General features: G+C 67.8%; 18 protein-coding genes. 13 read left to right on the forward strand and 5 right to left on the reverse strand.

What is annotated here, in order from left to right; translation table 11 throughout:
- Positions 1-39: 39 nt before the first annotated feature.
- From AC06DU_RS08465 to AC06DU_RS08490, 6 genes are all read left to right on the forward strand, one after another.
- Positions 40-891, forward strand: a complete 852-nt coding sequence (locus AC06DU_RS08465) for a Wzz/FepE/Etk N-terminal domain-containing protein (RefSeq protein ID WP_478204052.1) — start codon at positions 40-42, stop codon at positions 889-891.
- Positions 892-1,048: 157 nt separating this feature from the next.
- Entirely contained in the window at positions 1,049-1,891 is an 843-nt protein-coding gene (locus AC06DU_RS08470) for a class I SAM-dependent methyltransferase (protein WP_102253890.1), read from the forward strand.
- Positions 1,892-1,903: 12 nt separating this feature from the next.
- Positions 1,904-3,130: an amidohydrolase family protein gene (locus AC06DU_RS08475; RefSeq protein ID WP_184517129.1), complete on the forward strand. Its 1,227-nt coding sequence runs from the start codon at positions 1,904-1,906 to the stop codon at positions 3,128-3,130.
- Entirely contained in the window at positions 3,127-3,825 is a 699-nt protein-coding gene (locus tag AC06DU_RS08480; protein WP_047125534.1) for a class I SAM-dependent methyltransferase, read from the forward strand. Before AC06DU_RS08475 ends, AC06DU_RS08480 begins: the two co-directional genes overlap by 4 nt.
- 136 nt (positions 3,826-3,961) lie before the next feature.
- Complete coding sequence (locus AC06DU_RS08485) at positions 3,962-5,089, forward strand: glycosyltransferase family 4 protein (protein ID WP_349782140.1); 1,128 nt, start codon at positions 3,962-3,964, stop codon at positions 5,087-5,089.
- A complete protein-coding gene (locus AC06DU_RS08490; protein WP_478204054.1) occupies positions 5,086-6,198 on the forward strand; it encodes a glycosyltransferase family 4 protein in 1,113 nt (370 codons plus the stop codon). The genes AC06DU_RS08485 and AC06DU_RS08490 overlap by 4 nt, the downstream gene beginning before the upstream one ends.
- A gap of 289 nt (positions 6,199-6,487) precedes the next feature.
- Here the strand turns inward: AC06DU_RS08490 and AC06DU_RS08495 are convergent, their stop codons facing one another.
- Both AC06DU_RS08495 and AC06DU_RS08500 read right to left on the reverse strand, forming a co-directional pair.
- The gene (locus AC06DU_RS08495) at positions 6,488-7,702 is read right to left on the reverse strand and encodes a nucleotidyltransferase family protein (RefSeq protein WP_478204055.1); all 1,215 of its coding nucleotides are present in this window, start codon (positions 7,700-7,702) and stop codon (positions 6,488-6,490) included.
- 60 nt (positions 7,703-7,762) lie between these two features.
- Positions 7,763-9,316, reverse strand: coding sequence for a B12-binding domain-containing radical SAM protein (locus AC06DU_RS08500; protein ID WP_478204057.1), 1,554 nt, complete (start codon positions 9,314-9,316; stop codon positions 7,763-7,765).
- A 156-nt stretch (positions 9,317-9,472) separates the two neighbouring features.
- Here AC06DU_RS08500 and AC06DU_RS08505 point away from each other — a divergent pair, with 156 nt between their 5' ends.
- On the forward strand, positions 9,473-10,534 hold the full coding sequence (locus AC06DU_RS08505) for a phosphoenolpyruvate carboxykinase (ATP) (RefSeq protein ID WP_478204059.1): 1,062 nt from the start codon (positions 9,473-9,475) through the stop codon (positions 10,532-10,534).
- Positions 10,535-10,645: 111 nt separating this feature from the next.
- Positions 10,646-12,343, forward strand: coding sequence for an ATP-binding cassette domain-containing protein (locus AC06DU_RS08510; protein ID WP_478204390.1), 1,698 nt, complete (start codon positions 10,646-10,648; stop codon positions 12,341-12,343).
- A gap of 32 nt (positions 12,344-12,375) precedes the next feature.
- Here AC06DU_RS08510 and AC06DU_RS08515 read toward each other — a convergent pair whose 3' ends face one another.
- Positions 12,376-13,785, reverse strand: a complete 1,410-nt coding sequence (locus AC06DU_RS08515) for an MFS transporter (RefSeq protein ID WP_478204061.1) — start codon at positions 13,783-13,785, stop codon at positions 12,376-12,378.
- A gap of 367 nt (positions 13,786-14,152) precedes the next feature.
- Here AC06DU_RS08515 and AC06DU_RS08520 point away from each other — a divergent pair, with 367 nt between their 5' ends.
- Positions 14,153-15,154 (forward strand): LLM class flavin-dependent oxidoreductase, encoded by a 1,002-nt coding sequence (locus tag AC06DU_RS08520; RefSeq protein ID WP_478204063.1) that lies wholly within the window; start codon positions 14,153-14,155, stop codon positions 15,152-15,154.
- A gap of 60 nt (positions 15,155-15,214) precedes the next feature.
- On the forward strand, positions 15,215-15,715 hold the full coding sequence (locus tag AC06DU_RS08525; protein WP_016902069.1) for a pyridoxamine 5'-phosphate oxidase family protein: 501 nt from the start codon (positions 15,215-15,217) through the stop codon (positions 15,713-15,715).
- 31 nt (positions 15,716-15,746) lie between these two features.
- Here the strand turns inward: AC06DU_RS08525 and AC06DU_RS08530 are convergent, their stop codons facing one another.
- Both AC06DU_RS08530 and AC06DU_RS08535 read right to left on the reverse strand, forming a co-directional pair.
- Positions 15,747-16,418 carry an exopolysaccharide biosynthesis protein gene (locus AC06DU_RS08530; RefSeq protein WP_478204064.1) on the reverse strand — a complete coding sequence of 224 codons (672 nt, stop codon included), beginning with the start codon at positions 16,416-16,418 and terminating at the stop codon, positions 15,747-15,749.
- Positions 16,402-17,742: a hemolysin family protein gene (locus AC06DU_RS08535; protein WP_016902067.1), complete on the reverse strand. Its 1,341-nt coding sequence runs from the start codon at positions 17,740-17,742 to the stop codon at positions 16,402-16,404. The genes AC06DU_RS08530 and AC06DU_RS08535 overlap by 17 nt, the downstream gene beginning before the upstream one ends.
- 274 nt (positions 17,743-18,016) lie before the next feature.
- Here AC06DU_RS08535 and AC06DU_RS08540 point away from each other — a divergent pair, with 274 nt between their 5' ends.
- The 3 genes from AC06DU_RS08540 to AC06DU_RS08550 all read left to right on the forward strand — a co-directional run bounded on the left by AC06DU_RS08540 (position 18,017) and on the right by AC06DU_RS08550 (position 20,663).
- Entirely contained in the window at positions 18,017-18,643 is a 627-nt protein-coding gene (locus AC06DU_RS08540; protein WP_016902066.1) for a DUF47 domain-containing protein, read from the forward strand.
- A 9-nt stretch (positions 18,644-18,652) separates the two neighbouring features.
- Entirely contained in the window at positions 18,653-19,780 is a 1,128-nt protein-coding gene (locus AC06DU_RS08545) for an inorganic phosphate transporter (protein ID WP_024939559.1), read from the forward strand.
- Between the two features lie 121 nt (positions 19,781-19,901).
- On the forward strand, positions 19,902-20,663 hold the full coding sequence (locus AC06DU_RS08550) for a YdcF family protein (protein WP_154831821.1): 762 nt from the start codon (positions 19,902-19,904) through the stop codon (positions 20,661-20,663).
- Positions 20,664-20,742 lie beyond the last annotated feature (79 nt).

Raw genomic sequence — 20,742 nt, forward strand, 5'->3', positions numbered from 1 at the left:
CGGCCGCTTCGCTTCACCCTGTTCCAGAGCCGGTGCACCATGACTCAACACGACGATATCTATCTGATCGACCTGTGGCGCATCCTGCGCCGCGAATGGCGCTGGGCGCTGGCCGCACTGCTGGTGGTGCTTGCACTGACCTTGGCCTTCACCCGCCTGGCCCGGCCGCAGTGGGAGGCCACCGCCTGGATCCAGGTCGGCGAGATCGGCCCCACGCCGGCCGGGCGCGACCCCAAGGTCGAACCGTTCCAGCGCGTGATCGACCGCATGAAGACGCGGCTGTTCCAGGATGCGGTGCTGCGCCAGGCCGGCGTGCCGCTGAAAAGCCGCGCTGCCCAGCTGTACCGCGGCAGCCTCAAGCCGGACCCGGACCCGTATGCCAATCTGATCGGGGTGACCATCCGGGCCGAATCGTCGGCGCAGGCGCGCAAGCTGGCGATGGCGACGGTGAGCGCCTTGCAGGGCCTGCACGGTGACACCAATGCCGTGGCGCTCGCACTGGCGCGTACACGCCTGCAAGGCCTCACCGACGATCTGCGCGCGGCAATCCGCAACCGCGATCGGTTGCAGCAGCAGGTGCAGGCCGGGCAGGGCGCCGCCGCGGCCACGCCGGCCCAGGTTATGGCAGGCGTGCTGTTGACCGACAGCAACACCACCGTGCGCGCATTGAAGAGCGAACGCGACGATCTGATTGCCCGCCTGACCACGCGCTACACCTACCAGACCTCGCTGGCATGGCCGTTGTACGTGCCCGAGCAGCAGGCGTTTCCCAACGCCGTCACCGCCTGGGCCGCCGGCCTGCTCGGCGGGGCGGGGCTGGCGGTGCTGGCGGCGGTGTTGCGCAATGCATGGCGGCGCCGCACGGTGGCCGTCCCGCAGGCTATCGGCTGATCTGCGCAGCGCCGTGCGGCACGCTGCGCAAGGCTGCCCACGCTGCAACCAAACCGCCGGCGCATGGCACTCACCGGTCAATCAAGCGATGCCGCGTTGGCGGTGTCGCGCCTGGAGAGTGTCGTGAGAACAGCTGGATCGGTGTGGGAGGCTGCGTATGTCGGTGGTCAATGAGCATGCGGCGCGCGGTGGCACGGTGGCCCCGGAGCGCTTGCTGGAGACGCAACGCGCGTTCGACAGCGTTGCGCCCGACTACGACGGCCCACGCGGCAACAACGCGCTGATCCAGCGCATGCGCAGCACCTTGTGGGACACGGTCGCGGCCGAGCTGCCGGTGGGCTCGCATCTGGTGGACCTGGGCTGCGGTACCGGCCTGGATGCCGGCGAATTCGCACGTCGCGGTTACCACGTGCTGGCCACCGACTGGTCGCCGGCGATGGTCGAGCGCACCCGCCATCGGGCGGCAGCGCAGGGCCTGCAAGAGCGCCTGAGCGCGGCCCATGTCGGCATCCAGCAGCTCGACCAGCTGCAGGGCAGCTTCGACGGCATGTATTCCAACTTCGGCCCGCTCAACTGCGCGCCGGATCTGCCGGCGGTGGCGGCCGAATGCGCGCGTCTGCTGCGCGCCGATGGCTGCCTGGTGTTCTCGGTGATCGGGCGCATCTGCCCCTGGGAAATCGGCCATTACAGCGTGCGCGGGCGGTTCAAACGCGCCGCGGTGCGCGCCGCGCGCGGGGTCACCGCGGTGGGCATGAACGGCCACACCATCTGGACCTGGTACCACCTGCCGCGCGAGTTCTACCGCGCCTTCGCCAAGCACTTCGTCCTGGACCGCTATTGCGCGTTGAGCCTGTTCCTGCCGCCGCCGTACCTGGTGGATTTTTGCGAACGGCATCCGCGCCTGTCCGCGCGCCTGGGCCAGTGCGACGACCGGCTGGGCGGCCTGCCGTTGCTGCGCGACATGGGCGACCACTTCCTGATCGTGATGCGCAAGCGCTGAGTGGAGACGCCGATGTCCATGGCCGATGTCTGTCTGCAGGGCGCGCGCTCGATCACTCTGGCCGGCCCCTCGCGCGCGCCGCTGACCATCCGCGCGGGGCGCTTCGGCGGCACGCTTGGCACGCGCAGCCTGCGCCTGGACCTGCAGGGGCATGTGCTGGCGCCCGGCCTGATCAATGCGCACGATCATCTGCAGGTCAACTGCGTGCCGCCGCTGCCGCAGGGCGCGGCGTTTCCCAACAGCTATGCGTGGATCGAGGCATTCCAGGCGCATTTCCAGCATCCCGAGGTGGCCGCCGCCCTGCGTGTGCCCAAGGCGGTGCGTTTGCGTCACGGTGGATTGAAGAATCTGCTGGCCGGCGTCACCTGCGTGGCGCAGCACGACCCGTGGCACGCCACCCTGGACGAGCCCGGCTTTCCGGTTGGCCTGCTGCGTGAGTTCGGCTGGAGCTATGCGCTGGGGTGGACCGGCTATGGCCCACCGGTGCAGGGCAGCTTTGCCGCCACCTCGCCCGAGCACCCCTGGATGATCCACCTGGCCGAAGGCACCGACGCGGTGGCGGCCGCCGAGCTGGAGGAACTGGATCGGCTCGGTTGCCTGGCCTCCAACAGCGTGCTGATCCACGGCGTGGGCATGGGCGAGTACGATATCGAGCAGGTGATCGCACGCGGCGCGGCGGTGGTGTGGTGCCCGTCGAGCAATCTTGCGCTGCTGGGTCGCACGCTCGACCCCTGGCGCCTGTGCATGGCGGGCCGGCTTGCGTTGGGCAACGATTCGCGCGTCAGCGGTTCGCGCGATCTGCTGGAAGAACTGCGCATCGCCGCCAGCAGCGGCTTGGCCGCGGATCTGTTGCTCGGCCTGGTCACCCATCAATCGGCGCGCATCCTGCGCATGGCCACGCGTGGACGCCTGGCGCCGGGGGCGGCGGCGGATCTGGTGATCGTGCGCGACCGCGGTGGCGACCCGGCCGACAGCGTGGTGGGCTGCACACGTAGCGACCTGCGTGCGGTGATACGTGATGGCGTCCCGCGCATCGCCGACCCGGATTTTGCCGACTGGTTCGACGCTGCAGGCGTCCCGACCGTGCCGGTACTGCTGGATGGCCGGCCCAAGCTGCTCGATGCCACGCTGGCCGATCCGGCGGTGCTGGCACTGGAACCCGGCCTGCAGCGCCTGGCGCAGGCTGCGCACCGGCCCGGCATGGCCATGGCCATGGCCGCCAGCGGTGCGCTGTCGTGAGCGCAGTGCCGACGCTGGAGCCGGCAGCGGCGTATGCGCTGTGGGCGCAGGCGTATCCGCCGCATGCGCACAATCCGGTGATGCTGGCCGAGGAGCGCGCCATGCTCGCGCTGATGCCGAGCGTGTTGCAGGGCCAGCACGTGCTGGATGCCGGCTGCGGTAGCGGCCGCTACATGCTGCATGCCTTGCGGCGCGGCGCGCTGCAGGTCACCGGCGTGGATCTGTCGCCGCAGATGCTGCAGCGTGCGCACACCGAGCTGTCGCAGCACTGGCCAGCGGCGCGGATGCGCCTGCAACAGGGCAGCCTGGAGCAGCTGCCGCTGGACGATGCAGTGGCCGATCTCAGCGTCTGCGGCCTGGTGGTCGGCCATCTGCAGCGGCTGTGGCCGGCGCTGGAAGAACTGCATCGGGTCACCCGCGTCGGCGGCATCGTGCTGTGCAGCGACGTGCATCCGATCGGGCATGCGCTGGGCTGGCGGCGCGACTTCAAGGCCGATGGCCAGCAGTACGCGGTGCGGCATACGCAACATCTCTACAGCCATTGGCATGCGGCCTGTGCGGCGCTGGGGATGGAGATCGAAGCGGTGGCCGAGCCGATGCTGGACCCGGCCGACATCGCGCCCGGTGCACGGTTCGATCAGGCCGCGCTGCAGGTGCCGGTTGCGCTGGTGTTGCGGCTGCGGCGCATCGCGTGAGCGCCGTGGCGGTCATGCTGGCGTGTGCCTGCAGCACCTCGGCCGCGGGCAAGCCTTGCCGCTCGCGCACCGCGCAGTGCGCGGCAAGTAGCGGGATCGCGATTGCAGGCCGTGTAATCCGTGCGTGGTCGCTGTCATGAGCTTGCGGGTGGCGCAACTCAATCTAGTGCCGACGCCGGCCGGCCTGACCGCGGAGCAGGTGTTCGCGCAATGGCCATCGCTGGCCGATATCGCCGAGGCCGTCGCCAGCGCCGGGGTGTGCGTGGCGGTGGTCCAGGCATCTGCATTGAACCTGCGGCTCACCCGCCAGGGCGTGGACTACCGCTTCGTCGAGCTGGGTGCGCGCGGCAGTGCGCAGCGCGCAACGCTGCTTGCGGCGATGCTGCACAAGATCGGTGCCGATGTGGTCCATGTCCACGGTCTGGAATTTGCCGGCGATGCACGTCGTCTCGCGCGCCTGCTGCCGCATACGCCGATCCTGCTGCAGGATCACGCCAACCGCCTGCCGCGCTGGTGGGCCCGGAGTGTGTGGCGGCGTCGCTACGCTGCCGCCGCCGGGATCGCGTTCACCTCGCTGGACATGGCGCATCCGTTCGCACAGGCGCGCCTGTTCAAGGCCAGGACGCAGCTGTTTGCGATTCCCGAATCGAGCAGCCGCTTCTCGCCGGGCGATCGCCTGCAGGCACGCGAGCACACCCGCCTGCATGGCGACCCCTGCGTGTTGTGGGTCGGGCATCTGAGCGCGGCCAAGGATCCGCTGTGCGTGCTCGATGCCGTCGCCCTGGCCGCGCGCGTGTTGCCGGGGCTGCGGCTGTGGTGCGTGTTCGACCAGGCGCCCTTGCTGGAGCAGGTACAGCAGCGCCTGCGCGCCGATCCGTCGCTGGCGCGCTGCGTGCAGCTGCTGGGCAAGGTGCCGCATGCGCGCGTGGAAACGCTGCTGCGTGCCTGCGACCTGTTCGTCTCCGCCAGCCATGCGGAGAGCTGCGGTTATGCCGCAGTGGAGGCGTATGCCTGCGGCACCTTGCCGCTCTTGACCGATATCCCGGCCTTTCGTGCGCTCAGCGATGGCGGCGCAGTCGGCGCGTTGTGGCCGGTGGGCGATGCCTCGGCCCTGGCGGAACTGCTGTTGCGGCTCTTCCGGCAACGCCCCGACCGCGCACAGGTGCGCGCGCATTTCGAGGCACGGCTGTCGTTTGCCGCGGTGGGGCAACGCTGGAAGCATGCGTACACCCGGTTGCTGGCCGCGTCAGGGCGGGGCGCATGAAGCTGGCCCTGGTGGTCCCGGGTGGCGTGGACCGCAGCGGCGAGGTCCGCGTGATCCCGGTGTTCCTGACCCTGATCGAATGGCTGGCGCGCCATCACCAGGTGCATGTGTTCGTGCTGCACCAGGAGCCGCTGCCCGGGACCTGGGCATTGCGCGGCGCCACCGTGCACAACATCGGCGCCAGGCGCACCCGCACGCGCGCGATCGCCGCCATTGCCAGTGAACACCGGCGTGCTCCCTTCGATGTGATCCAGGCGATCTTTTCCGGCTATTGCAGTCTGATCGCGGTCGCCGCGGCAAGGCTGTTGCGCCGTCCAAGCGTGGTGCATATCGCCGGTGGCGAGCTGGTCGCGTTGCGTGGCATCGGCTACGGCGGCCGGCAGCGCTGGCGCGGGCGTTTACGCGAAGCGGTGATCCTGCGCCTGGCCGACCGCGTCACTGCGCCCAGCGCGCCCATCCTGGAGTCGCTGAAGGCGCTCGGCATCCACGCCCAGCGGGTGCCGCTGGGCGTGGATCTGCGGGCCTGGCCGGCGGCCGCGCCACGTGCACGCAGCGGCGGCATCGCCCGCTTGCTGCATGTGGCCAGCCTCAATCCGGTCAAGGACCAGACCACCTTGCTGCAGGCGATGGCGGCGCTCAAACGCGCCGGTGTCGCCTTTACCCTGGACATGGTCGGCGTCGATACGCTGGATGGTGCCATGCAGCGCCTGGTGCACCAGCTGGACCTGGGCGCGCAGGTGCGTTTTCTCGGTTTCAAGACCCAGCGCGAGTTGCGCCCGATCATGCAGACGGCCGACCTGCTGGTGCTGTCGTCCTTGCACGAAGCCGGCCCGCTGGTGCTGCTGGAAGCGGCGGTCGCCGGCGTGCCCACCGTCGGTACCGCAGTCGGGCATCTGGTCGAGTGGGCACCGGTGTGCGCGCTCGCGGTACCGCCTGGCGACTGGGCCGGGCTGGCAGAAGCCGTCCGCCAGGTCTTGGCCGACGATGAGCTGCGGCTGCGTCTGGCCTGGGCAGCGCAATGCCGTGCGGTGCGCGAGGACGCGGCGTTGACCACGCGGTTGTTCGAGCAGCTGTATCGGCAGCTGTGCGAGGCGCGGCCGCTGCGCTGACTGCGCCTGCAAGGACGCAGCCTGCAGCGGCCGCCATGCAGTACGCGCGGTGCAGCAACGAGGCTGCCAGGCCGAACCTGGTGACATCCTCGCAAGGGCGATCGGCTGAACAAGCCGGCAGCCTGTGCACGCCTGCCGAAGTCCTGGAATCACCAACAAGACGTCGCGATCGGCCGATGGATGGATGCGGACGGCGCGCCCGGAATCCGACTGTGCGGCTGATACCTGCCGCCGCCGGGCATCGGCCGCGCCGGCGCGGCAGTGAGCGCAGCAGCGTTGTCGGCCGCGCTCAGGCTGGTTGCAGATAGCCGTCCAGCGCTGCACGCACCACATACAGCATGTCGGTGCGCGGCACCGGCCGGGTCAGGCGCGTCATCACCCGGCGCAGCTGGGTCTGCCGCACCCATGGCTGGTCCTGAAGCCACAACTGGGTCTGCAGCATGTCCGCACGTTCCTTGCGGCTCTCGGCCGACGGCACCACCCGGTTGCGCAGGTACTGGCGCGCTTCGCCCAGCGAGCGTGACCATTCGATGCCAGGCAAGGCCGACAACCACAGGTTGGAACACGAAGCGGTGGTCAGGGTCTGGCGAGCCGCACGCATGCGCAGCAGGCGCGGGCAATCGGCCTGCAGCCGCGCCATCACTGCCGGCGGCACCACGCTGCGGTAATAACGTTGCAACAGCAGCAGCGGTGGCAACGCCCACCACGGTGCCATGGCCGGGTCGTCCCACAACTGTTCCCAGTCGCGCAGGCCCATGCGCGTGGCCAGCAATGCCAGGTCATGCAGATGCATCAGGCGGATGCTGCGCTGGCAGATGCCGCCGGCCGCATGCAGCAGCAGATGGCACATCAGCGCGCCGACCGACGGGTAGGGATTCAATCCCGGCTGCGCACGCTCCGGCAGGATGCGCGCGGTGATGTCCACGCTGCTCAGCGGCAGGCGTTCCTGGATGCGGGTATGCAGCTCGAGATTGATCGGCGCATCGCGATGCTCGCCCAGCCCTGCGACCGCCTCGCCCTGCAGCGGCTTGAACACCTGGTGCTTCCATTGTTCGAAGGAGGCCACGTAACCGAGTTCGCACAACAGCGCCGCCGCCGCAGGCGCATCCTCCGGCGCCACCAGCAGATCGATATCGGCCATCGGGCGATCGCCGGGCAGATAGACGCCGAGCCGATGCAGGGCGGTGCCCTTGAGACCGACCAGGGCGATGCCCGCCGCACGCGCCGCCGCGTCGATGCGTGTCAGCAGCAGCGCGATGCGCCGATGGCGGTCTTCGACATGGCTGCGTTGCTCGTGCAGGAACGCGGTCCAGTCGGCGTCCTGCCACAGCGAACGACGTTGCAGCAGCGGCGACACCCCATGCGCGGCCGCCGCGGCTGCGGCCAGCTGCCATTGCAGCCGGTTCCACTGCGGCACCGCCTCGCCGGGCTGCGCCAATTCCCGGGCCAGCCGTTCGGTGGCCGTCTGCAGGCCGTGCTTGATGGTGCGAAGGGAAGGCTGCATGCGGCGGAGATTCCGAGAAAGGCAACGTGAGGTCGGGAGGCGAGGTCGGCGGTTTGCGCGTCAGCCGACCAGCACGCTGGTCAACTGGCGCGGTTGAGGTGCGGCAGTGCCGACAAGCGGCGCGGTGCGGTGCTGCCGTTCGCTGGCGATCAAGGCGGACCAGCGCGTTTCCAGCGCGTCCGAGGCCTGTGCAAACGCATCGGCGCCCAGCGTGACGCGCGCCTGTTGCAGGTCCACCTGCATATGCAGCAGATCGCGCACGCTGCGGTAGAACTCCGAGTCGTACGCGCCATGGAACATCATCGCCAGGTCGTCGCTGTCCTGCCAATGGGTCTTGCCGCCCAGCTGGTTTTTCACTTCCTCGTAGAACTTGGTGCCGGGCAGCGGATAGGACACGCTGACGCCGATGATGTCCGGGTTGGCCTGCGTCACCAGTGCGCGCGTGGCCAGGATGTCTTCGAGTTCTTCGCCCAGGTAGCCGAGTTGAATGAAGAAGCCCACGCGGATCCCGTGCGCACCCAGGCGCCGGCGTGCGGCGATGACCTCGCCAACCTCGGTGCCCTTGGTCATTTTGTCCAGGATGCGCTGGCTGCCGCTTTCGGCACCCAGCCAGGCCTCGGCGCAGCCGGCGCGTGCCAGCGCGGCAGCCATACGCTCGCTGGCCAGGTCGGCGCGGGTCTGGATGGTGAACGGGATCGCGCCATCGGCATCGCTCAGGCGCTGCGCAAAGGTTTCCACCCAATCGATATGGAAGCCGAAGATGTCATCGGCCATCCAGAGGTGATCGGGCTGGAAGCTGCGCTTGAGATGGATCATCTCGGCAGCCACGTCTTCCGCATCGCGGCGCTTGTAGTGATTGCCCCAGATCGGTTTGGCGCACCAGTTGCAGCGGAACGGACAACCGCGCGAGGCGGCCATGTTGAGGCTGAAATAGCCGTGCCGTTGCCGCCAGAACCGCTGATAGCGCGGCATGTCCACCAGGTCCCAGGCCGGCAGGCCGCTCAGGCGCGCGTCCGGCGGTTGCGCGCCACGATGCACGTGTGCTGCAGCAGATGAGCTGACGGCGATACGTGCAACGCCCGCGAGCCAGGCGTCTGTATCGATGATGGGATCTTGTTCGACGCGCGCCACCAGTTCGAGCAGTGGTGCGATGCCTTCGCCGATCAACACCGCGTGCGCGCCGGCAGTCAGAAACACATCCGGGTTGTCGGATGCATCGGAGCCGGCGACCAGCACGCGGCAGCCGGCCGCGCGCGCTTGCGCAATCATCTGGCAGGCCGCCTCGCGCATGCGGCTCAGGCACATCTTGGTGAGGAAGTTGAAGTTGTCCTCGTAGAACACCACCAGGTCAGGCTGCGCAGCGTGCAAGGCGCCGGTGTAGTCCTGCACATCGTCGGCCAGCATCGCGTCGAACAGGCTCAGTGCATGGCCGCGCTCGCGCAATAACGCGGCAACCTGCAGCGTCGCCAGCGGTGGATACGGCTTGCCGCGCTCCCATTGCTTGGGGTCGTAACGCAGGAAATACGAATGACTGACCTGGATCTTTAGCATCTGCACAAGGCTCTCGTTCTGTCGCCAGGTGCGCGCAGCGGCGGCGTGCGCAGGCACCGGCATTCGGCTCGGCAGTAGGTGCGGATGCAGGTGGCTTTGGTTGCGCCGATCGGCATGCCGTCGTTGGCGTGCATGGGGCACAGGTGCCGATGCGGATGCGGCAACCTTTCTGTTGCCGTTCGGCACACACCGGCTGATCGATGCAATGGATGGAAAGGCATGCCGCAGTCGGCTGCGTTGGTGCAATTGATGCCGGTGGGCGATGACGCACGCACTGGTGCGCCGGATGCGGTGGCAGTGGCAGCAGATCCGTTCGACGAACATCGGCCGCGTCGGCAGTGCGTGCGCCGGCAGATCCTCGGCGCACTGTTCCACTTCGAAAGCGACAGCGAAGCGCTGCTGGCATTGGTGGACCTGGCCTACGCGGGCCTGCCTGCGCATCGCCTGCCGGGGGCGCCGGAATTCCATATCACGCTGGATCTGGTGGCGCGTGGTCACGCGGCTTCGAGCGCAGCGCCGCCACCGGTGCGCACCCATGCCAGCGGCGGCTTGCTGTGCGGCGTCATGGATGCCTGCAATTACCTGATGTTGTCGGTGCCCGCGCGCCGCGCCATGCTGGTGGTTTCCGACGACATGCTCGCCCACGCCTACCACGTGCGTTACGAGCTGATTGAATTTTCGGTGTTCCTGCTGGCGGCACGCGGCATGGGCCTGGTGCCGTTGCATGGCGCCTGCGTGGGCCGGCAGGGACGCTGTGTGCTGTTGCTCGGCGCCAGTGGCGCCGGCAAATCGACCCTGGCATTGCACAGCCTGCTGCATGGCCTGGATTTCATCGCCGAAGACGGTGTGTTCGTGGCGCCGGAGAGTCTGCTCACCACCGGCGTTGCCAACTTCCTGCATCTGCGCGCCGACGCGCTGGGCCTGGTCGATGCGGACACCCGCGCGTGGATCAGTGCCGCGCCAACCATCCGTCGCCGCAGCGGTGTGGAAAAGTTCGAGATCGACATCCGTCACGGCCGTGCGCAGCTGGCGCGCGCGCCCTTGCAACTGTGTGCGGTGGTGATGCTGTCGGCAATGCCGGCGAGCGATCCCGCGCAGCCATTGCTGGCGATGCCCGCCGAACGCATCGCCGCTTGCCTGGCAAATGATCAACCGTATGCGGCCGGGCAACCGGGCTGGCAGCGCTTTGTCCAACAGGTACAGCGCATCGGCATGTTCACCCTGCGCCGCGGGGCGCATCCGCAGGCCGCGCTGGATGCGCTGCTGCAGGTGTTGCGGTGAGCGCGCCGGCAGCGCGGCAGCAGCGCGTCCTCTTTCAAGCCGACGCCATGCCGTATCCCACAGTGAGCGTCAGGCGTGACTGAGATACTCGCGGCTGCAGATCGCAAGCCCATGCGCACGCTATGGCGCGATTTCGTCGGCACGCTGGTGCCGGCGGATGTGTCGACCATCGCGCTCTACGTGGGCTTGTCGCTGCTGGCCGCACTGGCCGGCAGCCTGGTCGCGGTCAGCCTGGTGCCGCTGGTGCAGCCTGGTCATGCCGTCCGCCTGGCCGGCTACGCGCTGGCTTCAGCGGATGGTCTGGCGATGCAGGTGGCGCTGTTTGCCGGTGTCAGCCTGGTGTTTGCCGCACTGCGCTGGCATGGCGCACGGCTGGCCGCACGGCTGACCAGCCGCTACGCGATCGGGTTGCGGCAGCGCGTGCATGCGGCGTTGATCGATACGCCGCTGCCGGCCCTGTCCGGTGCCAGCTCGGCGGAAATCGCCAATGTGCTGACCTACAACATCGAGATCGCCACCCAGGGCTTCAGTGCGGCCTTGCAGCTGCTGGTGGCCGGCATGACAGCTTTGGTGAGCATCTGCATCGCGGTCATGATCGCCCCCGCGTTGCTGATGGCGACGCCGCTGCTGCTGGCACTGGCGTGGCTGGGCTTGCGCATCTCCAGCAGCGACACCCAGGCGCGCATCAGCCGCGATTACGTGGCCGACATGACGCAGCTGTTCTGGTTGAGCGAAGATTTCCCGCGTCGCCTGCGGCATGTGCGTTCGTTTCAGCGCGAAGCGCTGGAAACCCGCCACTACGAGCGCATTTCGGCTCGATTGGGGCAGGGCTATGCGCAGCAGCAGGCGCTGGTGGCGGGCAGCCGGCTGATGCTCGAGGCCACCGCAGTGGCCGCCATCGCCGGCATCCTGGTGCTGGCCAACCTGTGGCAGGGCGCGGATCGCGCTGCGTTGATCACCGTCAGCCTGCTGCTCGGGCGCCTGCTGCCGTATCTGGTCAGCACCCGGCAGAGCGTGCAGCAACTGCGCTCGGCCTGGCCGGCGTTGCAGCTGTGGCGGCGCTATGTGGCGCTGGGCACGACGCGTCCGCCAGCGTCGGCCGCACCGGCCCAACCGTTGCCGGCAGCCCTGCATCTCGAACACATCGGCCTGGCACCGCCGTTGCCCAGGCTCGCTCTCGATCCGCTGCTGTTGCTGCCCGGCGAACTGACCTTGGTCGTCGGTCCCTCCGGCATCGGCAAGAGCAGTCTGATGGACGTGCTCTCGGGTCAGACCCCGCCTGCGCAGTTCACCGCGCACATGGCCGGGCGCCGGCTGGATTTCACCGCGTATTGCGCCCTGGTGCGGCATGGCGCCTACCTGGGCCAGGGGGTGCGGCCGTGGCAGCGCACGGTCCGCGCCTGTCTGGACTGGGCATTGCCCGGCACCAGCGATGCACGCATGTGGCAGGTATTGACCGACGTCGGCCTGGGCGCGCGTCTGCAGCGCGCCGGGCAGGGATTGGATACCCCGATCAACGGCCCGGATGGGCGCCTGTCCGGTGGCGAAGCGCAGCGCCTGCTGCTGGCGCAGGTGCTGTTGCGCAAGCCGACCCTGGCGGTGCTGGACGAGTCCACCAGCGCACTGGATGCCGAGGCCGAACAGCAGGTGTTGTGCATGCTGCGGCAACGCCTGCCGCAGACCGTGCTGGTGGTGGTCTCGCACCGCACCAGCCTGGCCGCAGTGGCCGATCGCACGGTTGCCTTGGGCATTGCAGTGGCCGCGCAGACCGCTGCCCACGCCGATGCGATTGCACGCTCAGATGCGTGATGCCAGGTGGCGTGCTCGCGTCGGCAGCGCGATCAGCCGGCAATCTCTTCCAGCGCCCGATTGCGCGTGCGCGGGCCCAATAGCGCAATCACGCTGGCCACGATCGACATGCTGATCACGATAAAGGCCAGCACGCCATGGCTGCCGACCTGGGCGAGCAGCCAACCGATCAGCACGCTGCTCACCGCCGTGGAAAGGCGGCTGAAGGAATAGCAAAAGCCCACCGCCCGCGCGCGCAAGCCGGTGGGGAACAGCTCGGCCTGATAGCCGTGATAGGCAAAGCTCATCCAGGCATTGCAGAACGCGATCATTGCCCCGCACAGCACCATGCCGATTGCCTGATGCTGCAGCGAAAACAGCACGCCGAACAGCACCGCGCCCAGGGCCGATGCGGTGATCTGCCATTTGTTCTCCCAGCGCTGCGCAAAGCGCAGCAACAGCAGCGGCGCCAGCGGGTAGGCCAGCGAAATCGCAAAGGAATAGGCCAGGCTCTTGGTCACGCCGGTGCCTTGCGCCGAGATCAATGCCGGCAACCAGTTGCCGAAGCCGAAGAAGCCGATCGCCTGAAAGATATGGAACACCACCAGCATGCCGATGCGCCCGCGATACGGCGCACGCCACAGCATCGCGGTCTGCGTGTCGCCGGCCGGCGAAGGGGCGGCCACCTGCGGTGCGGCCAGGGGCGCGCCCAGATCGCGCACGCAGCGCGTTTCGAGCTGGGTCACGACCGCATCGGCTTCGGCATGACGTCCCTGCGCCGCCAGCCAGCGGGCAGATTCCGGCAACCGGCTGCGCAGCCACCAGATCGCCAGGGCAAACACTCCGCTCAGCAGCACCACCCAGCGCCAGCCGCTCACCCCCAGCGGTGCATGCGGCACCAGCAGCCAGGCGGTCAGCGCCACCGCAGGCACCGCCAGAAACTGCACGAAGAATGCAAACGCGAATGCGGCACTGCGCATATGCCGCGGCACCAGCTCGGACAGATAGGTGTCGATGGTGACCAGCTCGATGCCCAGGCCGATCCCCACCACCAAGCGCAGCACGATGACCCCGGTGGCGGTGTGCTGCAGGCCCATCGCCACGGTCGCGGCGGTGTACCAGATCAGGGCGAAGGTGAACACCGGACGGCGCCCGAAGCGGTCGGCGAACGGACTCAACAGGGCGGCACCGACGAACAGGCCCAGAAACGTCGCCGCCGCGAACGCGGCCTGGTCGGACATGCCGAACGCGCCATCGGCAGCGCTGGCAAAGATGCCGTCGCGGATCAGCCCCGGGCTGATGTAGGCGGTCTGGAACAGGTCGTACAACTCGAAAAATCCACCCAGCGCGAGCAGGCCGACCAGCCGCCACAGCGTGGCGCTGGCCGGCAGCCGGTCGATCCGCGCGGCGATGTGCAGGGTGGCGGAAGCGGGGTCGAGCGGAGCGGTCGAAGCCATCGTCATGCAGGCGCTGCCAGTGCGGTGTCCATCATAGCCAGCAGCCCTGTCACCCGGCGCCCGTGCTTCGCGGTCAGGCAACTGCATTCGCAGGCGATCCGGCGAGCGCCAGACATCAACAGCCATCGCGCATGGCCCGAAGGCCCGCTCTCCGGGGCGCATGCATGGCTTGCACGCCATTGCCGCGCCTGCGTTGCAGCGCCTGTGCAACGAGGCGCGGGCCCGGGCACGGAGCGGGGCAGTGCCCAGCTGCAGATCCTCCCGTTGTTTGACCACTGGAATGCTGTAATCCCCCCAGCGCCACCTGGGCAGGTGGCAAAGCCGCCTGGCCAGCCCCATCTCTTGCACATCACTCATTCCCCGGAGTCATCCGATGACGCCCATTTCCGTGCTCGACCTGGCGCCGGTCTGCGAAGGCAGCGACACCACCCACGCCTTCGCCAACATGCTCGATCTGGCCCAGCACGCCGAGCGCTGGGGCTACCAGCGTTACTGGCTGGCCGAGCACCACAACATGCCGGGCATCGCCAGCGCCGCCACCGCGGTGCTGATCGGCCATGTCGCCGGCGGCACCAAGACCATCCGCGTCGGCGCCGGCGGCATCATGCTGCCCAACCATGCGCCGCTGCAGGTGGCCGAACAGTTCGGCACGCTGGCCTCGCTGTATCCGCAGCGCATCGACCTGGGCCTGGGCCGCGCGCCCGGCACCGACCAGCCGACCGCGCGCGCCCTGCGCCGCTATTTCGACAGCGCCGACCATTTCCCGCAGGACGTGGCCGAGCTGCTGCGCTATTTCGCGCCGGTGGTGCCGGGGCAACTGGTGCAGGCAGTGCCGGGGGGCGGTCTCGACGTGCCGGTGTGGCTGCTGGGTTCCAGCCTGTTCAGTGCGCGGCTGGCCGCGGCGATGGGCTTATCGTTCGCGTTCGCCTCGCATTTCGCGCCCGACGCGATGGACGAGGCGGTCGCGATCTACCGCCGCGAGTTCCGTCCGTCCACGCAGTTGGCCAAGCCGCACGTGATGCTGGCCTTGAATGTGGTGGCTGCAGAGACCGAAGCGCAGGCACGCCGCCTATTCACCACCCAGCAGCAGAGCTTCGTCAACCTGCGTCGCGGCAAGCCGGGCAAGATTCCCGCGCCGATCGACGATATCGACAGCTTCTGGCAGCCGCACGAGCGTGCCGGCGTGGAGCGTGCGTTGGCATGCACGGTGCTGGGCGATGCCGAGCAGATCGCGCGGGGCGTCGCCGAGTTCATCGAGCGCCACACCCCGGACGAACTGCTGTTCACCGCCAACATCTACGACCATGCCGCGCGTTTGCGTTCGTTCGAAATCGCCGCCATGGCCTGCCGCGAGCTGGACGTGACTCCTGCGTGATTCACGTCGCTTTGCGCGGCGATCCGCTCAGATGCATGCACCTCCATTGGGAAGACCAGCATGCAATTTCAGGAACGCAGCGAGAGCATCAAGCAGTTGGCGGAATTGATCCGCGGCGTGGACATCGCGATGTTCACGACCGTGTCGGCCGACGGCAAGTTGGTGAGCCGGCCGTTGGGGACGCAGGAAGTCGAATTCGATGGCGACCTGTGGTTCGCCACCGCCGCCGACAGCCCGAAGGTGGCTGAAATCGCCGCCGATCCGCGCGTCAACGTGGCCTACGCCTCGGCCTCGAAAAACAGCTACGTATCGGTCGCCGGTACCGCACGCGTGGTCGATGACCGCGCCAAAATCGAGCAGCTGTGGTCGCCGGCGATGAAGGTGTTCTTCCCCGGTGGCAAGGACGACCCCAACCTGCGCCTGATCCATGTGCGCGCCGAATCGGCCGAGTACTGGGATGGCCCGAGCGGGCTGCTGGGCAAGGCGCTGTACTTCGTGATGACGGCCGTGACCGACGATACCGGCAGCCTGTCGGACAACCGCGTGGTCGATCTGAAGTAACTGCGCCCCAGGTGCGCCGGCCGTCGCGCGCTCAGCGCCAGGCGGCCGGCCACCAACCGCGGATCAGTTCCAGCAACTGGTCCGAGGTGACGCCAAACACCGCCACCGAGATCAGCGCAGCGGCCCAGCCCACCAGCAGCAATGCGCCGTCGCGCTCGAGCAGGGCCAGCGCAAACAGCAGCAGGATCAGCCCGAAGATGTAGTTGGTGAACGGAATCGGCAGCGTCAGCAGGATGCCGACCAGCACCAGCAGCGCGCCGGTGACCATCTGCGCCGGCATCCGGTCCAGCATGCCGTGCAGGCGCGGCTTGAGCAGCCGGTCCAGGCGCTGCAACGTCGGCGCAAGCCGCACGACGAAACGCTGGCTGGTACTGCGGCGAGGCCCGCGATCGCCGATGAAACGCGGCACCCACGGCTTGCGCAGGCAGCACATCATCTGCAGCCCGATCAATACCGTCAGCGGGCCACTGATGCCGCCGGCCAGGCCGGGAATCGGAATGAACGACGGCAGGATCGCCAGGAACAGGAACACCCCGAATGCGCTCTGCTGCAGATCGGCCAGGATCTCGCGCACCCGCAGCACATGCTCCGGATCGCCCTCGCTGAAGGCCGCCAGCAAGCTACGGATGCCTTCGTTGCGATAGCGCATCTGCGCGCCGTCCGCTCCATCCGATGGCGGTACGCGGTTATCCGACGATGTCATCGCTGCCCTCGTCGCTGACGCGGCTCAGCAGCAGCTTGTCCACGCGTGCGCCATCCAGATCGACGATCTCGATGCGCCAGCCGGCCCAATCGAAGAATTCGCCCGCCTGCGGAATGCGCCCGAAGTAGTAGATGCACAGGCCGGCGAGCGTGTGGTAGTCGCCTTCATCAGCTTCCGGCAGTTCGGCGCCCAGCACTTCGCGCAGTTCCTCCACCGGCAGCGAGCCGTCGATCAGCAGCGAGCCGTCGGCGCGCGTGACCACCAGCGCATCCTCGTCGGTGTTTTCCACCGCCTGCAGGCGGCCGACCACCGCGCCCATCAGGTCGCTGATGGTCACCAGCCCGCGGATTTCGCCGTATTCGTCCACCACCAGCGCCATCGACTGCTGTTCCTCGCGGAAGATCTCCAGCAGCTTCATCGCATGCGTGGATTCGGACACGAACAAGGTGTCGCGCAGCGCCTGGAACAGCTGCGCGCCGTGTCCGTCCATGCGCGTGACCAGCGACTTGACCTCCAGCACCCCGGCGATGTCCTGGTCGCTGCCGCGGTAGACCGGATAACGCGAGAATTCGTGTTCGCGCATCACCAGCAGATTGCGTTCCGGCTCGGCGTTGGCATCCAGCCAGGCGATGCGGTTGCGTGGCGTCATCAGGCTGTCGGCGGTGCGGTCGCCCAGTCGCATCACGCGGTTCATCATGTCGCGCTCGTGCGCATCGATCACGCCGGCCTCGTGGCTTTCGGCCACCAGCATGCGGATCTCCTCTTCGGTCACCGATGCCGATTCGTCCTTGCCCATGCCGAGCATGCGCAGCACCAGCCGGGTCGAGCGCGCCAGCACCCACACGCCGGGCGCGGCGATCTTTGCCAGCCACGCCATCGGCACCGCGACCACCCCGGCGATGTCCTCGGAGTTGCGCAGCGCCAGCCGCTTGGGCACCAGCTCGCCGAAGATCAGCGTCAGGAAGGTGATCAGGGCCACCGCCAGCGTGCTGCCGATCACCACCGAATACGGGCGCGGCTTGCCGACCAGCTCGAACGAGGCCGATAGCGCCGGGAACAGCCCCTGCAGCCAGCTGCTGATGGCCTCGCCGATCGCCTCGCCACCGAACACGCCGGTCAGGATGCCGATCAGGGTGATGCCGATCTGCACCGTGGACAGGAAGTTTTCCGGGCTTTCGGCCAGCGCCAGGGCGCGGGCGGCGCGCTTGCTGGAGCCGGCCATCTGCTTCAGCCGGCTCTTGCGCGAGGTCATCAGGGACATTTCCGACATCGCGAAGAAGCCGTTCAACAGGATCAGCGCGATGACGATCAGAAACTCAACCACGGGCGTCTTCCCCGGTCAGTGAAGGGGAGGGCGGGCGAGCACTGGGTTGGCCGGCGCGCACGGGGGCGGGGCGGCAACGGGGGAATATAGGGTCGTCTTCCATAGGGTGCACCCGAGGGCGCGGGAGCATGTTAGCAAACCACAGGGTGGTTCGAGCCGGGAAATGCCGATGTGAAGGCCGCCTGCGCCGCCGAGATACCCAGACAGGTCATGGAACGGTCATAATTCGCGCTTGGCGTCCGTCTCTCCCTCGACGGCAGGAAGTTTTCCACCCATGTTCTCGTTGCAGACCATCTTCGGCTCCGGCAAGCAGTTCTATGCGCTTCTGAACGAAGCGGCGCAGGCCGCCTACGACAGCACCAAGGCCTTGCACGCCATGATGCGCACGTCCGACCGCCAACCCGCGCTGGACGCCTTCAAGCTGGCCCGCCTGCGCGAACGCGCCGCCTCGGACAAGATCGGCCAGGCGCTGGTGGACAGCTTCATGACCCCGATCGAGCGCGAGGACATCGAAGCGCTGGGCTCGGCGCTGTACAAGATTCCCAAGCAGGTCGAGAAGTTCGCCGACCGCTACTCGCTGGCCACCAAGCATCTGGAGCACATCGACTTCGCCCCGCGCGCGGCGATGCTGGAACAGGCCGCTGCGGTGGTGGTGGAGATGGTGGCCGACCTGCCGCAGATGAACATCGATCGCATGACCGCGCTCAACGACAAGCTGCGCATGCTGGAAAACGAGGCCGACCGGCTGATGCTCGAGCTGTACCGCGACATCTATTCCGGTCGCCTGGACACGCTGCAGATGTTCCTGCTCAAGGAATTCTTCGAGATTCTGGAAAAGGCCATCGACCGTTGCCGCGAGGCAGGGGTGGTGGTGTACCAGATCGTATTGAAGAACAGCTGAGGTCGCCGCGTGCTTACCTTAGTTCTGGTGGTGATCCTGGCGGCGTTGGTGTTCGAGTTCATCAACGGCTTCCACGACACCGCCAACTCCATCGCCACCGTGGTCGCCACCAAGGTGCTGTCGCCGGGCTGGGCGGTGATGCTGGCCGCCGGCATGAACCTGATCGGCGCGCTCACCGGCACCGCAGTGGCGCTGACGATCGCCTCCGGCCTGCTCAACACCGAGGTGGTCGAAGTCACCCCGCAGGTGATCCTGTGCGCGCTGCTGGGCGGCATCATCTGGAACCTGATCACCTGGTGGAAGGGCCTGCCGTCGTCGTCCTCGCACGCCTTGATCGGCGGGCTGTGCGGCGCCGGCCTGGCCGCCGCGCACAACAACTGGAACGCCTTGATCTGGTCGGAAAACATCGGCAACTGGGCCAAGAACAAGGGCCTGTTGTGGAAGGTGTTCGTGCCGATGATCACCTCACCGATCGCCGGCTTCCTGCTCGGCATCGTGGTGATGCTGCTACTGTGGGCGATCATCGCCGGCATGGCCCGGCTGGGCGGGCCGATCGGGCGGCTGGCGCGTCCGCGCTGGGTCAATGCCTTCTTCGGCAAGGCGCAGATCGCCTCGGCTGCCTACATGGGCTATGCCCACGGCCACAACGACGCGCAGAAGACCATGGGCATCATCGCCATGACCCTGATCGGCGCGCAGTCGGCCGGTGCGCTGGACGATCTGCCGAGCTGGCTGTCGTTCCTGCATCCGGGCACCGGCCTGGCCGCGGGCGCCGGCATTCCGATGTGGATCGTGCTGACCTGTGCGGTGGTGATGGCTGCTGGCACCGCCTCGGGCGGCTGGAAGATCATCAAGACGCTCGGCCACAAGATGGTCAAGCTGCATCCCATCCACGGCTTTGCCGCAGAAACCAGCTCGGCCACCGTGCTGACCGTGGCCGCGCACTTCGGCATGCCGGTGTCGACCACGCACAGCATTTCCACCGCGATCATGGGCGTGGGCTTTGCCAAGAACCCGCGCTCGCTGCGGCTGGGTGTGATCGAGCGCATCGTCTGGGCCTGGATCCTGACCATCCCGGCTGCTGGCGGAGTGGCGTATCTGATCCTGCGCTGCTTCGAATGGTTCGGCTGGACCTGAGCGATGTCGCGCTGTGGTCACCTCGGTGGGCGAGCATGCACGCCAACCGTGGCGTGCCCAGTTGCAGGTCATCCCGTTCGACCCTGATGTGCCAACGCGTCCTGCCTGAGGAAACGCGCCGATGATGCTTGCGCTGGTGTGCGTGCTGTTCTTGCTGTCCTGGTTGATCGGCCGCCGGCGCTGGCTGCGCAGTGCGCGTGCGCTGGCAGCGGCCACATTGGCGTTGCTGCTGCTGGTGGGCTGCGGTCCGTTGGCGAGCTGGATGCTGCACGGGCTGCAGCAGACCGGCGTCAACGATTTCAACGACTGGCGCGCACGCAACATGATCGTGCTGCTGGGCGCGGGCACGGTGCGGCCGGATGGCCCCGACGCCACCGCCGAGGCCAACATGTTCGCCTACGGCCGCATCGTCGAGTCGGCGCGGCTGTACCGGCAGTGTCGTGCGCATGGCGGCGACTGCAAGATCGAGATCAGCGGCGGCGACGCGCGCGGGCTGGGCCTGTCCGAGGCGGTGGTGTATCGAAAGGTGCTGATCGGGCTGGGCATCGCGCAGGCCGATCTGATCATGGAGCCGTCCAGCATGAACACCTGGCAGAACGCGCAGTTCAGCCAGCCCTTGCTGCGCCAGTACCGCCCCGAGCGGGTCGTGCTGGTGTCCTCGGCCACGCATCTGCGGCGTGCCGAGCTGTACTTCCGCCACTTCGGCATCGACGCCACGCCGGTGCGCTCGGACTGGTTGACCGCGTCCTGGGCGTGGTTGCCGCAGAGCTACAACTTCACCGTGGCCGATGTCGCCTTGCACGAGTACCTGGGCATTGCGCGCTATCAGGTTTACGAGTGGCTGGGGTGGAATGTGGAGGCTGTTCGGGCTGGGGCGTTGTGAATGGGGAATCGGGATTCGGGAATCGGGAATGGTGATTCGGGATTCGGAATTCGGGATTCGGAATTCGGGAATCGGGAAT

Source organism: Xanthomonas sp. NCPPB 3200, from assembly GCF_056393585.1.